Origin of the sequence: Paenibacillus montanisoli, assembly GCF_003268025.1 — a bacterium.
Taxonomy (GTDB): domain Bacteria; phylum Bacillota; class Bacilli; order Paenibacillales; family Paenibacillaceae; genus Paenibacillus_Z; species Paenibacillus_Z montanisoli.
The window spans coordinates 150,553-165,088 of record NZ_QLUW01000007.1 but is presented as its reverse complement, the minus strand read 5'-3'; the positions used below and the strand labels follow the sequence as shown (position 1 = coordinate 165,088).

General features: G+C 56.1%; 12 protein-coding genes. 4 read left to right on the top strand and 8 right to left on the bottom strand.

Going from position 1 to position 14,536, the window contains the following annotated elements; genetic code table 11:
- Nucleotides 1-686: 686 nt before the first annotated feature.
- Both DL346_RS27635 and DL346_RS27630 read left to right on the top strand, forming a co-directional pair.
- Entirely contained in the window at nt 687-1,139 is a 453-nt protein-coding gene (locus DL346_RS27635; protein WP_112885660.1) for a VOC family protein, read from the top strand.
- A gap of 17 nt (nt 1,140-1,156) precedes the next feature.
- Nucleotides 1,157-1,852, top strand: coding sequence for an SDR family oxidoreductase (locus DL346_RS27630; RefSeq protein WP_112885610.1), 696 nt, complete (start codon nt 1,157-1,159; stop codon nt 1,850-1,852).
- A 69-nt stretch (nt 1,853-1,921) separates the two neighbouring features.
- On the opposite strand, the gene DL346_RS27625 is transcribed toward DL346_RS27630, so the two are convergent.
- The 3 genes from DL346_RS27625 to DL346_RS27615 form a co-directional block, all read right to left on the bottom strand.
- On the bottom strand, nt 1,922-3,739 hold the full coding sequence (locus DL346_RS27625; RefSeq protein WP_112885609.1) for an ABC transporter ATP-binding protein: 1,818 nt from the start codon (nt 3,737-3,739) through the stop codon (nt 1,922-1,924).
- Nucleotides 3,736-5,502, bottom strand: a complete 1,767-nt coding sequence (locus DL346_RS27620) for an ABC transporter ATP-binding protein (protein ID WP_112885608.1) — start codon at nt 5,500-5,502, stop codon at nt 3,736-3,738. The genes DL346_RS27625 and DL346_RS27620 overlap by 4 nt, the downstream gene beginning before the upstream one ends.
- A gap of 153 nt (nt 5,503-5,655) precedes the next feature.
- On the bottom strand, nt 5,656-6,180 hold the full coding sequence (locus tag DL346_RS27615) for a YwhD family protein (RefSeq protein ID WP_240633478.1): 525 nt from the start codon (nt 6,178-6,180) through the stop codon (nt 5,656-5,658).
- Between the two features lie 152 nt (nt 6,181-6,332).
- Here DL346_RS27615 and DL346_RS27610 point away from each other — a divergent pair, with 152 nt between their 5' ends.
- The gene (locus DL346_RS27610) at nt 6,333-8,333 is read left to right on the top strand and encodes a M1 family metallopeptidase (protein WP_112885606.1); all 2,001 of its coding nucleotides are present in this window, start codon (nt 6,333-6,335) and stop codon (nt 8,331-8,333) included.
- A gap of 33 nt (nt 8,334-8,366) precedes the next feature.
- Nucleotides 8,367-9,185: a hypothetical protein gene (locus tag DL346_RS27605; RefSeq protein ID WP_112885605.1), complete on the top strand. Its 819-nt coding sequence runs from the start codon at nt 8,367-8,369 to the stop codon at nt 9,183-9,185.
- Between the two features lie 244 nt (nt 9,186-9,429).
- Here DL346_RS27605 and DL346_RS27600 read toward each other — a convergent pair whose 3' ends face one another.
- From DL346_RS27600 to DL346_RS27580, 5 genes are read right to left on the bottom strand one after another with little or no spacing between them, the layout of a single operon-like run.
- The gene (locus DL346_RS27600) at nt 9,430-11,013 is read right to left on the bottom strand and encodes an MGH1-like glycoside hydrolase domain-containing protein (protein ID WP_206098597.1); all 1,584 of its coding nucleotides are present in this window, start codon (nt 11,011-11,013) and stop codon (nt 9,430-9,432) included.
- Between the two features lie 32 nt (nt 11,014-11,045).
- Complete coding sequence (locus DL346_RS27595; protein ID WP_240633488.1) at nt 11,046-11,813, bottom strand: MBL fold metallo-hydrolase; 768 nt, start codon at nt 11,811-11,813, stop codon at nt 11,046-11,048.
- A 34-nt stretch (nt 11,814-11,847) separates the two neighbouring features.
- Entirely contained in the window at nt 11,848-12,627 is a 780-nt protein-coding gene (locus DL346_RS27590) for an MBL fold metallo-hydrolase (protein ID WP_112885603.1), read from the bottom strand.
- Between the two features lie 31 nt (nt 12,628-12,658).
- Nucleotides 12,659-13,531, bottom strand: a complete 873-nt coding sequence (locus DL346_RS27585) for a carbohydrate ABC transporter permease (RefSeq protein WP_112885658.1) — start codon at nt 13,529-13,531, stop codon at nt 12,659-12,661.
- A gap of 32 nt (nt 13,532-13,563) precedes the next feature.
- Nucleotides 13,564-14,421 carry an ABC transporter permease gene (locus DL346_RS27580; protein WP_420849614.1) on the bottom strand — a complete coding sequence of 286 codons (858 nt, stop codon included), beginning with the start codon at nt 14,419-14,421 and terminating at the stop codon, nt 13,564-13,566.
- Nucleotides 14,422-14,536: the final 115 nt, after the last annotated feature.

The window sequence follows — 14,536 nt, the reverse complement described above, 5'->3', positions numbered from 1 at the left end:
GAGAGGTAACAGTTACCGTACATGTACGGCAACGCAGCGAAAGCAGCCCCAAGAGAGGTAACGGTTACCGCACATGGACGGCAAAGCGGCGAAAGCAGCCCCAAGAGAGGTAATAGTTACCGTACATGGACGGCAAAGCGGCGAAAGCAGCCCCAAGAGAGGTAACAGTTACCGCACATGGACGGCAAAGCGGCGAAAGCAGCCCCAAGAGAGGTAACAGTTACCGCACATGGACGGCAAAGCGGCGAAAGCAGCCCCAAGAGAGGTAACGGTTACCGCACATGGACGGCAAAGCGGCGAAAGCAGTCCCAAGAGAGGTAACGGTTACCGCCCTGGAGGCTCTTCTTTCGCTCGTCTGGGCGATTCCGCACCAATGTAGCGCTCTGGAGGCTCCTCTTTCGCTCGTTTGGGCGATTCCGCACCAATGTAGCGCCCTGGAGACTCCTCTTTCGCTCGTTTAGGCGATTCCGGGCCAATGTAGTGCTCTGGAGGCTCCTCTTTCACTCGTTTGGACGATTCCGCGCCAGTGTATCGCTTCGAAGGCTCCTCTTTCGTTCGCTAAGTCATCCCCTTTTGCCTGCCCCGTGCATTGACACCGTTTTCGCCCATTCGCTATGATACTTAAGTAAGCGTAAGTGGAAGATTGTGTAACCCGTTCAGCCAATCAGGAGAGGATGATGTTCACAATGTCAGGACTATTGGGCACCAAAGTCATTACGCAAATTGGCATACTCGTCAACGATATCGACAAGGTCAGCCAAGCCTATGCCGATTTCTTCGGCGTCGAGAAGCCTCAGGCAATCATTACGGATACCTATGATAAGGCGCAAACCCAATTTAACGGCGAACCGAGCGAAGCTCGCGCGAAGCTGGCTTTCTTCAACATGGGCTCCTTGCAGCTGGAGCTGATCGAGCCGGACGAGCATCCGAGCACGTGGCGCAACTACCTCAATGAGCATGGCGAAGGGCCTCATCATATCGCATTTGTCATCGAAGGAATGAAAGAGAAAATCTCGCTGCTGGAAAGCAGGGGATTCCCGCTTCAGCAGAAGGGCGAATATACCGGCGGACGCTATGCGTACATGGACACAATTCCAGAGCTGAAGGTGCTCGTGGAGCTGCTCGAGAACGATAAATAAGCAGGAGAGAAGCGTACATGAACATACTCATTACAGGCGCAAGCCGCGGACTTGGCTATGAATTGGCGGCCGAAGCGCTGGAACGCGGACATGCCGTCATCGCCGGCGCGCGGGGCGGCGGCAGCGGCAAGCTGGCGAGGCTAAGCGAAGCGCACGGAGCTCGGCTTACAATCGCCGAGCTTGATGTCACGGACGAGGCTAGCATCGCAGCCTATGCCGCCAGGCTAAAGCGAGAAGGCCGTACCCTTGGCGCGATTATAAACAACGCCGCCGTCTTGAACGCCCGCGAGACGTCGATCGAAGAGCTCGACATGGACGATGTCGTTTTCTCCTTCGAGGTCAATTTATACGGGCCGATGCGGGTGGCGAAGCAATTTCTGACTTTGCTGACGGAGGAGAACGCTGCTTTCTTCAATATATCGTCCGAGGCCGGCAGCATTACGAAGGCCTATCCCGGCGACTATCCGTACAGCATCTCGAAGACGGCGCTCAACATGTTCACGGAGCAGCTGCACCGCTACCTCCGGCCGCGCGGCGTGCAAGTGCTCAGCATTCACCCTGGCTGGATTAAAACGGACATGGGCGGCGAACGCGCACCGGGGGACCCGCGCAGCAGCGCCCGAGGAATCCTGGATCTTCTGGAGCGCCGGATCGTCCCTAAGAACCTGCAATTCCAATTCGTCGATATTACCGGCCAAGAAATGCCGATTTGATCGCCCGGCGACCCCAAAAAAAGCCTCTGCAGCGCAGCCCAATCGGCCGCCTGCAGAGGCTTTTTTTGCTTATTGTTTCGACTGCAGCACCGCTGCTTGATCCCCAACGGCCGCCGCATCATCGGCCGTACGCTCATCCCCGCTCCACAATTCCTGGAAGGTTGCGCTTGTGCGGAGCAGCTCCTCGGCTGTCCCCTCCGCTTCGATGCGGCCATCCTTCATTACGATAATATGGTCGGCATGCGCCAGCGCCGCTTTGCGGTGCGATACGACCAGACAGGTTGCGCCGCCTCTGCTCTCAAACAGACGCTCCCACAGCTTCTGCTCCGTCTCGACGTCAAGCGCGCTCGACAGGTCGTCAAACACGTAAAGCTGCGCATCGCGCACCAGCATGCGCGCGGCCGCTGTCCGCTGCATTTGTCCGCCCGAGAGCTTCACGCCGCGGGGACCGATCATGGTCTCCAAGCCTTGGTGCAAATGCTCGATATCGTACTCCATGACCGCATCATGAATCGCCTGCTTTAGCGAATCCCCTTCTCCCTTCTGCCCGAGCAGAATGTTATTGCGCAGCGTATCGCTGTACATGCGCGGGATTTGCGCCGAATAGGCGCTGTTCGGCGGCGTGAAGAACGTGCTCGGATCGACGACGGGCTTCCCGTTCCACTGAATGGTCCCTTCATCCTTCGGAAGCAGACCGAGCAATGTGCGAACAAGCGTCGTTTTCCCGGAGCCGATCGTACCGGTAACGACGGTAAACGAGCCGCCTTTCAGCTGTAGATGCACATCCTCGATTCCTCTGCCTGTATCCGGGAACCTGTAAGTCAGCCCCGTAACCGATAACGTGTCGAGCCTCTCTTGCCGCGCTGCCGCATCCGCCGGCTTCAGCATCTCGCCCTTGCGGAGCAAAAGAGCATCCTTCATCGTCAGCACTTTGGCCGGCGCGCCTTGCAGCAGCGATATCAGCCGCTTTAGCGCGACGCTCATCTGTTTGAAATTCGTGATGAATTTGCCTACATTCGTAATGAATGTCGTGACAAAGGTCAAATAGTACACGAACAGCGAGAAATCGCCGACCGTGAAAGCGCCGGACTGCATCTTTTGCCCGGCCAGCAGCAGAATAATCCCGATGCCGAGATTGACGGAGTTAGTGAAAATCGAATCCAGCGCCTCGCCCATCAATTTATCCTTTAGCATCGTTTTGCGCCGTTCGTCGTTAAACTTGCGGAACCGCTCGATGACGCGCTCCTCTGCGCCAGCTACTTGAATGGCCTGCACGTTGCCGAACATCTCGCTGATCGCGCCCGTCACGCGCGAGGTCGCTTCCCGGCTTGCCGCGCGGTACTTCTGCAGCCGCGAAGTCGCCAGCTGCGCTACGGTCACGACAACCACGAGCGGCAGGAAGACGAGCAGCGTCATCTGCGCGTCGATGCCGATCAGTATATAGCTCGCTACCGCCGCAAAGCAGGTGAGGCCGAACACGTCGACCGACCAGCTGGCCGCCTCCTCCGTTTGATCCACGTCATCGCGGAAATGGCTGATTGCCTCCCCCGGCGAGCAAGGGATAGCCCGCGCCCCAGGCTGCTTAAGCACATGCTGCAGCAGATTGCGGCGGAGCATCATCCCCATCCGGTAGCGGAAATGCACGTCGGTCATGAAGCCCATGATAATGAGCATGACGCGGCCGAACGCGGCGCCGATCAACAGCGCGATAATGCCCCAGGTGCCCAGCTCCAGCGCGTCATCGCCGGTAAGCGAATCAAAGAACTCTTTCGTAATGAGACCAGGCGCTATCGGGACCAAATAAATAATCGTCCAGGCAACCGCATTCGTCACATAGAGGCCCGTTCGGAAAGTAATGAGCCTGAGTAAAAATTGCAAGGTTGTCACGCGAGCACCTCCTCAAGCCCGGTCGCCAGCATGCCGCTGAAGCGCGAGCCAGGATCCGCCGCGAGCTCGGCTCTATCGCCAGACTCTATGACTCGGCCGTTCTCCAAAATCAGTATTTGATCGGCGCGCTGCACGGTTGAGAGCCGATGCGCAATGATGATGCAGGAGCGCTCGGCCAATAGCGCGCTGATCGCTTGCTCGATCCGCTGCTCCGTAAGCGGATCGAGCCTAGACGACGCCTCATCCATAATGACGAGTCCCGGATTGGTCAGAAACACGCGCGCGAACGCAAGCAGCTGCGCCTCGCCGGCAGACAGACTGCCGCCCCCGGATGCCAGCTTCGTATCGAGCCCTTCGGGCATCGACATATACCAGCTCGTCAGTCCGAGCTGGCCAAGCACGGAAACAATGCGCTCATCCGGTATCGAATCCTCATAGAAGGTCAGGTTATCTCGAATCGTGCCTTCCATAATTTCGATGTTCTGCGTAACCAGCGCAACGCGCTTGCGAAGCTGGCTGAGCTTCAGATCGCGGATGTCCGTGCCGCCGAGCGAAATGACGCCTTCCTGCGGATCATAGAATCGGAGCAGCAGCCGCGCCAGCGTGGACTTGCCGCTACCCGTTCGGCCGAGCAGGCCGAGCACCTCGCCCGGCTTCAGCTCCAGCCGAAGCGAGTCAATCGTCGGTTCGCCCGGACCGTCCTCATAGCGGAACGTAACATCGTCGAACCGGACGCCAAGCGCCCCCTGCGGAAGCGGAGCTCCCGGACCGTCCGCTATCGCCGAACGCGTCTCGAGCAGCGCCCGGATGCGGGAGATGCTTGCGTCCGCCTTCTGCAAATCCTCGATCTGCGTACGGATTTTCTCGATCGGTTTCGTCAGCAGCTCCGTGTAATAGAAAATCAAATACACCGTGCCAAGCGTAATCGAGTCCGCCTTCCATAAATACGCGCTGATCGCGAAGGCCATCGCATTGCCCAGCGCGAACAAAATGATCGTCGTGCCCCACATCGACCCGAAGCCGAGAAACGCCTTCACGCGCATTGGCAGCATCCGCTGCATCATGCCGTAAAATCGGTTCATGACGAATACGGATGCGCCGTTCGCGCGAATATCCTCCGTCCCCTCCAGCTGCTCGCCAATGAACCCGTACATATCGGCGTTCGCCTGCCGCCATTCCTTCCACAGCGGCGCCGCCAGCTTGCGGATCCGCTGGATAATGAGAATCGCAGCGAATACGAATACCGTCATACCCGCGCCGATCAGCCAGTTTTCCCTAAACAACAGAAAGAGGATGCCGACCATGAGCAGAAAATTGCCGACCAGATGAATGATCATGCTGGAGAAGAAGTTCGCCAGCGCATTCACGTCGCCGTCCACCCGCTCAATAATGGCTCCCGACGTTTGCGACTTATGAAACGGCATGTCTAGCGACAGGCAGTGCGCCGCCAAATCGCTGCGCAGCACGTTCGTCGTCTTCCAGCCGAGGTTTTCGCTGAAATAGGTGGCCGCAACCGAGACCGCACCTTGTGCGAGCGAGAAGCCGATAAACAGACAAGCAGCGACGAGCAGCGGCTGGAGATCGCCCTCCGATTGCGCGGTATCAATAAAGTATTGGATAATTTGCGGATTGACGAGCTGCAGGCCGATGGAAAGCAGAAGCAGCGCGGCAAGGCCGGCCAGCGTTCGCTTCTGCGGGAGCAAATAGCGCCTCAATAGCTCCGAATAGTGCTTGCGCGATTCGCGCGGTAAGTCCCGTTTCATGCCGGTTCCCCCAGACAATAAGAAATAAACAGGCTAGAACAAGCGTTCCGTCATACGACTATACCATAACTAGAATGGACTTCAACAGAAAAAAAAGCCGCTTCACCTGTCCTTCCATGGGACGGTAAAGCGGCTCTATCCGCTTCTTTCATTTTACGCGTTCAGCGCTTCCTTCAGCTTATCCGGGGAGCGTTCCCACCACTCCGGGTTGTTGGAAACGAGCAGCCCTTTCAGCGCGGCTTTCTCTTCCGTGCCAAGCTCATCCAGGATGAACCGGCGCTTGATCGCATAATCCAAATTGTTCACGTGCTGCGCGAGAATTTTCCAGCCTCTCCGCGCTTCCGTATCGACCAGCATCGGACATGCAGTCGCTCCCGCGTAGTAGGACCCTTCCTCGTTGCGGTCGACCGCGACCCAGACGATCCAGCACAGACGGCCGTTCGGGACGTCCTCTTTGTTCGTGCTGAATTTAATGCCCTTCTCCACCTTGCTCTTCGCATGCATCGCGCCGACATCGATGTATGCCTCGCCGTTATCGATAATGACGCAGGACACCGAACTCAGATCGATCGTCCCCGCACCGAAACCTTTATGCTCTTTATTGCTCACTACGTTCAAAGAGAGAGACTTCTTCTCTTTCTTCTCTACTGGCTGTTCATTCTTCTCTTGCTCGCTCACTTGCCTGTCAACTCCCATCCTCGAAACGTCTAAAACCCGCGTCCGGCGCGGTTTTTGCGCCTGTCCGCACTTTAATTCCATTTTAGCTAATAATCTAGGAAAAGCAAACATATACATGCTTTAGATGCTTGTCAACGGGAGGGAATCTTTCAATGAATCCACGTCACGCCAAACGATTTCTACTCTTTGCCCTCGTCGCCGTGCTGCTCGGCGTAACGGCAAGGCAAGGGTTCGGGGATGCCTGGGTTTCGCAATATACATACGCCTCCGCTCCTGCCAAGAAAGACACGGCTCTGAAGCCCGCGGCACCGCCTGTCGCCCAGGAGCCAGATATCGTCATGCAGCCGAAGCCGGTAGCTCTGAGCAAAAGAGTGACCGAGTACCACATCGATGTGCAGCTGAAGGAAGATACGCACATGCTCGTCGGCGAGCAGGCCGTCACATGGACAAACCCCGGCAGACAGCAGGTGTCCGAGCTGTATTTTCACCTGTATCCGAACGCCTTCCGCTCCAAAGACACCACGTTTATGAGAGAGTCGGGCGGCCAGCTTCGCGGCGATAGGGCGACCGTGGACAGCGTCGGCTACATGAACCTGCTCACTCTGGAGACGACCGAGGGCTACAGTCTGCTGCCGCGCCTGCATTACGTACAGCCTGATGACAACAACCCGAATGATTTAACGCTGGCCAAGCTGAAGCTGCCGAACGCCGTCGCCCCCGGCAAGAGCGTTACCCTGCGCATGAAGTTCGAGGTGAAACTGCCGCAAGTGTTCGCCCGAATGGGCTATGCAGGCGACTTCGTCATGGCGGGGCAGTGGTTCCCGAAGCTGGCCGTGTACGAAACGGCAGGCACCCGCGGCCGCGCCGCAGAGGGCTGGAACATCCATCAATACCATGGCAACTCCGAATTTTACAGCGACTTCGGCATCTATAGCGTGAAGATCAACGTTCCCTCCAGCTACAAGGTAGCCGCGACCGGCTTCCAAACGAAAGCTTCCGTCGTGGCGAACGGCCGCAAAACGTACCAATATTATGCCGACGACGTGCATGATTTCGGCTGGTCGGCCTCGCCGGATTTCGTTTACGCAGAGGAGCCGTTCTCTACGGATGGCGTGCCTGGCGTCCGCATCAAGCTGTATCTCGATCCGCTCCACGCGAAGTTCAAGGACCGGTATATGCACGCGGCGAAATCGGCGCTTGCCAAGTATGCGCAATGGTACGGCGCTTATCCGTACACCACCCTCTCCATCGTCGTTCCGCCTAAAGGCGGCAACGGTGCGGGCGGCATGGAATATCCGACGCTCATCACCGCATTCGCAGCCGAGAACGAGAATCCGGGCTACGATCTGGAGAGAACGGTCGTCCACGAGATCGGCCATCAGTACTGGTACGGCATGGTGGCCTCGAACGAGTTCGAGGAAGCGTGGCTCGACGAAGGCTTTACCTCCTACGCCGAAGATAAAGTCATGGAAAGCGAATACGGCGTGGAGCCGAACCTGCCCGTAGAGGCCAGCTATATGACCAACCCGGCACCGCTTAAGCAGCTGTCCTGGTCGTACCATAGCAACAACCACTATGCGGAAAATGTGTACATGCGCGCGAAGCTCGTGCTCTTCGGCATCGAGAAGCAGGTCGGCGCGCAGACGATGCGCAAGATCATGCGGACGTACTTCCAAAAATATAAATTCAAGCACCCGTCCACAGCCGACTTCCAGCGCGTCGTGGAGAACGTGACGAAGACCAAGTGGAACGATTACTTCAGCCACTTCGTCTACGGCAATGCGATGTCCGACTACTCGGTCGCCTCCATCCATGTGCGCCCGGTGAAGCAGAACGGCGAAACGCAGTACGAATCGGTCGTGCTCATCAAGAAGACGGGCGGCAGCCTCGGGCCCGTGTCGGTCGTGTTCCATTTTGCCGACGGAACGCTGATGCCTAAAGTGTGGGATGGGCAGGAATCCCACATTCAATATAAAATCGTCCACTCCTCCAAGCTGCTGTGGGCCGCCGTCGACCCGCACAACGACAACGTGCTCGACAACAAGCACATCAACAACTTCATGAAGGCCGAGCTTGCCGAGAAGTCGCGCACGCGCTGGAGCGTAGGCATCGCCAAGCTGGTCGAGAGCTTCTTCTCCTCGCTGGCCTGGTAGTTCCCTGAGGCATCCTTAATAGGAGTGATCGTGATGAGAACGCATATTAAGCAAGGCTGGCACCTGACCATTAAGCACTTTTACATTATCATTATGCTGTTTCTGTATGAGTTGATTTGGGGCTTCTTCCTTTACCGGACCATCGAGGGCATAACCGTACCGCTGTTAAAACGGTTCCCCGACAGCATCGGCGGCGGCTCGGCGGCCGTACAGCTCTTCATGACCGAAGCGCAGTTCCAGCTGCTCAAGACCGATCTCATCCGCCCGTACGTCTGGCTCTTCTGCGGACTGCTGGCGGGGAGAATCGTCATCACCACGATTCTGAACGCCGGGCTGTTCCACTCGCTTCATCATGTGTCGGATGCGAACGGCACGAAGTTTCTAAGCGGTATCCGCGCGGCATGGAAGCCGGTTGCGCTGCTCTACCTCATAGAAACAACGCTCACCCTTCTGCCGGCGGTTTGGCTCCTGCCGCGGGCGCTCACGATCTTGCTCGCCAGCAGTTCGCTGCTTGAATTCGCGCAGCAGACCGGACCATGGGCGGCCGCCTGGCTGGCGTGGGCGGTGCTGATCCATCTGCTCTTCCTCTCCATGCAGTTCGGCGCGGTGGCCGGAACGGGCGCCCTCCGCTCCCTCTGGAGCGGCATCGTGAACTTCCTGCCGTTCGCAGGCATCTCCCTGCTGATGTGGGGCATCGGAGCGCTGCTCAGCATGACCGTCGCCTCCGTATCCATGCTATGGGCGGGACTGCTCGCGCTCATCCTGCATCAAGGCTACCAAATGGTACGGACGATTATGAAGGTGTGGACGGTTGCCGCCCAGTATGACGTGTGGCGGTCCAAGCAGGTATAGCGGGGATGGGCGGCCGCCCGGCATGCCGGCAGCAGAGGCGGCCGTTCCCAAGTAAAAAGGCTGAACAGGATGATTGCCTGTTCAGCCTTTTTGCTTTGGAGATTGATCGCTTTCACGTCTAATGGACATCTATGTCCGTTAAACGTTATAAAAAGCGAATAAACTGAAATTGTTCGTTTTAGGGCTCTAACGGACATTCTCAACACTCAGAGGCGCTCCTTAGCGGAGCGCCTCTCAAGTCAATCTATTCCCGGCTAGCCGGTACGCGGACCGCCTCTTCCCCGCCCTCCCAGCGAAGGACAAGCGTCAGCGGAACATTGCTGCTTACCTGAATGTCCGGTTTATCGGTCGCCGCCGTCCGGGCGGCGCATTTCAAATCCAGCAAACCTTCGTTACCGAAGGGATATCGCTCGATGCCGTGCTCTTCCAACACGCGCACATCCCACACCAGTTTTGCACCCGACGCTGCCGCCCGCAGTCCGAATACATACTCAAACAAAACGGCGATAGGCGCTAGCCCGCTCCAGCCGACAAAGTTCGGCTTGGAGGGATCGCCTCTCTCGATCCGATCAGGCGCATAGTTTTCCCAGATCGTCCCTGTATGTTCGAACACCTCGGCAACATTCATCACATGAGTGAGCGCGATGTCATGAGCCAGCGCGTCATAGCCGTGCAGAGTCAGTCCTCGCAGCGTCATATAGTTAGTCGGCATCCAGACGCCTCCGCGCCAGTAATCGCCTTCCGGACGGTAACAAGGGTCGTCGGCCGACAAGGACGGGATGCGGTGCGGGCGGTTAAACTCGTTCGGATTTTCCAAATGGGCGATAAACCTCTCGATCCGTTCCTGCGGCACAACATCCGCGATCAATGCCCAGTAAGCGCCGATCGATTTCATGCCGAGCCATTCCTGATCGGGTTTCAGGTCGTAATAGAACGCTGTTTCGTCATCCCACATCCGTTCGTTAATGAGCGCGGCCAGCCGATCACGCTCCTCCTGCAAATCTTGCACCTCAACCTCTCGGCCGACGGTGTTTGCGATCTGCAGAATCAGCTTTGCCGAAAGCATCTGCTGCAGGCAAGTGTCGATCCAAGCGAGATGGCCGTGATAGAATTCATCGGCCTGATGCGGCATATGAGCCGGCATCCTCGGCTGATTGTCCATTCCCGCGCCCCAGCCGGATGACCAATAGGTGCCGTCCGGCCATGTCCGGTACGCTTTCAGCCACCGATGATAAGCGGCAAGCACGGGGAACACGTCGTGCAGCCGTTCCGTGTCGCCGGTAATGCCGTAATATTCCCACTCGGACCAGGCCATCACATTCGGTCCGGTGCTCGTAGGATCATACCGGTGGAACCGGTCCTCGCCGTCGGTCATGCTGAGCTGCCTGCAAATGAACCCGTCCGGATGCTGTTTGACGTAGAAGTTGTCCAGCGTCCGTTGGAAAGAGAAGACCCGGTGCCCGTATTTGGCGAACATCAATATAAAGCAGGTGTCCCACATAAAGATGCAGTCATTGAACGCCGTATCGATGTAGTTGGCAACGAACCCGTTGTTCGCATCGGGTTTGCGCAAATGGTCGAAAGCAAGCTCCCATGCTTTCCAGTAGCAGTCGATCACGCTGTCATTCCCCTGCCAGAAAGGCTTCGGCAGACTGCTGCGAACCGCCTCGTACGCCGGCAGCTCGTTTTCTTCCATCGGAAGGTTCAAAAATATATTTTCCTCCGCAAGCGCATTTGGCACGTAGGTATTATAATAGCCGTTCTTGGAAACCGTCTGCAGCTTCCGCTCCACTTTCACATTTTGCCTCCGTGCGGTACTCATGCCCATCCACAAGAACCTCCCTTAGGTGCATATGCTTGCTACAGCACGTACGTTTGGCCGAAATGAGGCCATTCCACGCTGCCGCCGAACTCCTGCTTCGCCGCTTCCACGCAGGCTTCCGCTCTGCTTGCCGCACCATGCAGCAATAACAGCCGATCGACGCCGGCAGCCTCCGCTATTCGTGCCGCATCGATCGAACCGGAATGCATATAAGCGTTATCGTTAGGGTCAGCCGCCTTCGGCCCTAGTGCCGCTTCATGAATGAGCAGCGCACTTCCTTTGGCGAGCTCGGCAATAGGCGGGTGATACGCCGTATCACCTGAAAACGCGAATGACTTGCCCGTGCGCGCATCCGTAAACCGGTAGCCGAGGCCCTGCACGGGATGAATCGTGGAGCAGGTGTCGAGACGGAAACCTTCCGTCTCATAGTTGTCGCCCGGCTGCAACGGAATAAGGGTCGGAACCTCGTCCTTTGCAAAAAACCGTTCCGCGTCCAAGAAGTCCAGCGCGCGCTTCACCATCCGTTCCAGGTCTTCTGCCGGCCCGATGATCTTCAGCTCCTGCAGCTTCCCCCAGCTCAAGAAATAGAAAAGCAGCGATGGCAGCGAAAGATAATGATCATGATGGAAGTGCGTGAAGATCAGATAGTCGAGCTCCAGCGGATCAACCCCGTGTCCGCGCAGATTCTGGATGGCCGCCCAGCCGGTGTCGACCAAATATTTATCGTTAATGAGAAACGACGGCGAATCGCCGCCGATCTCCGGCACCGCTCCCGAAGTTCCGAAAATCGTTATTCTCGTATTCATTTCGCTCAAGATGATCAAACCCTCCCTTTGTATTTTAGATCGCAACCCGCATTAGATCATACGCCACATTCACTTCACCCGAATGCCCTTCGGATACGATTTCACGCAGCTCTTCCGCGCGCAAATCCCATTCGTGATGAATATGCGTAATGAGCAGGTTCGGTATCTGCTGCTCCTTGACGAACGCATTGAGTTTGTTCGGCGGCATGTGGCCGAATTCGTGGATCACCAGATCCGCGTCAGGCAGCACCGGAATCAGGTCATTGGAGCTGAACACATCTCCGCTTACGACGATCTTCTTGCCGTCGACGTGAATGACAAGCCCATACGCAATCGGCGTAATTTCATGGCCATGCTTTTCATCGAGCTTCCGCCATGTTTCCTGCGCCAGATGATTCGTCTTGAAAAACTCAATGCGCAGGCCGTCAAAATCAAAGACGGTTTCCTCGTCGTATTCGATGGCGTGCAGGTTGAACGGGTAAATTTCCGGCGGCAGGATGAACATCTTCTGCAATTGCGCCAGCTTCCGGCCCGTTCCTGCCGGGCCGTAAATCGACAAGCCCTCCGGCTTATAAGTAAGCTGCAAATCCTGAATAAGCATCGGCAAGCCGCTCGCATGATCGGGATGCCAGTGCGTCAAGAACACCGCATCGATTTTACGCGGATCCTCGCCCATTTTTTTAAGGAGCATGTTGGCCGGACAGCCGCAGTCGATCAAATAAAGACGTCCGTTTCGTTTGATCGCCATGCTGAAATGATGGCGGTTAGCGGTAGATACGCCGGCGCTCGTACCTAGGATCAACAATTCAGTCATATTATCCACCTCTTGTTCTCGTTTTTGAAGGCTATTCTTTTACACTGCCTAAGACGATGCCATGGACAAAATATTTTTGCAGGAACGGGTACACGAGAAGAATCGGCATAGTAGCCACAAAGATCTGAGCCGCGCTGCTCGTCCGATCCGACACGAGCTTCAGCAGTTCTACATCCTCCGGAGTCAGGAACCTCATATCTCTCTGGATGACAACCGTCTGCAGGAAGCTTTGCAGCGGGTAGTGCTCAGGCTGATTCATGAAAATAAGACCGTCAAACCAGCTGTTCCAGTGCATAACCATAGAGAACAGCGTAAGCGTTGCGAGCGCGGGCACCGACAGGGGAACGAAAATTTTCCACATGATGATAAAGGGATTCGCCCCGTCGATCGTTGCCGATTCCTCCAGCTCCTTCGGAAGCCCGCGGAAGAAATTAAGCAGCAAAACGATATTGTAGACCGGAACGGCTGCCGGAATGACGAGCGCCCAGATCGAATCCATCAGGCCGGTCATCTTGACCGTCATGTAGAGCGGAATGAGGCCGCCGCTGAACAGCATCGTCAGCACGAAAAACCAAACATATACGGTCCGAAGCCGGAAATGGGAAACTTCTTTGGACAAAGGGTAGGCAACCAAGACGGTTAGAAGCATATTAACGGCAGTACCGAGCAACACCCGCTTGAGAGAGACGCCAAACGAGGTCAGAAACTCCCGCTTGCTCAGCACGTTCTCATAAGAAGCGATCGTAAAATCAATAGGCCACAGCTTCACGGAGCCTGCCGATGCAGCGGCTGCCGAGCTTAGTGAAACCGCAAAGATATGAATAAATGGAATCAGGCACAGAAGAGAAATCACGGTCAGAAAGGTATAGTTGGCGGCCAGGAAGCATTTTCTGCTCCACGACATTCTATAATCCACGATAGCCCCCCTCTCTCAGGCTAAAATATGCGATAGTTCGCGAAGCGATAGGCGAAAATATAGGATAGCGAGATAAATACGAACGATACGACCGACTTGAACAACCCGACGGCCGTTGCCACGCCGTACTGCGCCTGCTGAAGACCAAGACGGTATACCAGCGTGTCAATAATATCTCCGCTCTCATACACCTGGGCATTGTACAGATTGAAAACTTGATCAAAGCCTGCGTTCAAGATTTGCCCGAGACTGAGCGTAGCCAGCAGGATCATAATGGGCACCATCCCCGGCAGCGTGACGTGGCGCGTCTGCTGCCAGCGGTTCGCGCCGTCAATCTCGGCGGCTTCATAAAGAGACGGATTGATCCCGGTCAGCGCCGCCAAATAGACAATGGTGCTGAATCCGAACTCTTTCCACACGTCGGAGCCTACGAGCACGTATGGAAACCACCGGTTATCGCCAAGGAAGAAGATCGGCTCGAAGCCGAGAGATTGAAGGAGCTGATTGGCCAAACCCGAAGATGGGGACAAGATATCGAGCATGATGCCCCCGAGAATGATCCAGGACAGGAAGTGCGGCAAATAAATAAAAGTCTGGTACAGCCGCTTGAATACCATCGCCCTTATCTCATTCAGCAGCAGCGCCACGATGATCGGCGCAATGAGCCCCGCGACCATCTTCATAAAGGAGATGTACACGGTATTATAGAGCACCCTGTAAGTATCGGGGAGAGAAATGACATACTTGAAATTATCCAATCCGATCCACTTGGAATGAATCATCCCTTTAGCAGGAACGTACTTCTCGAATGCGATTACCAGGCCGACCATCGGCCCGTAGCTATAGATAAGGACGATAATGATGGCAGGCAGCAGCATAAGATGCAGATACCACTCGCGTGCCCATCTTTTTAGAATCACAGGTATTCCCCCGTTTAATGAAGAAAGGGGAAAATAGTCGTTCCTATTTTCCCCCTCTTCTCTTTTCATCGCG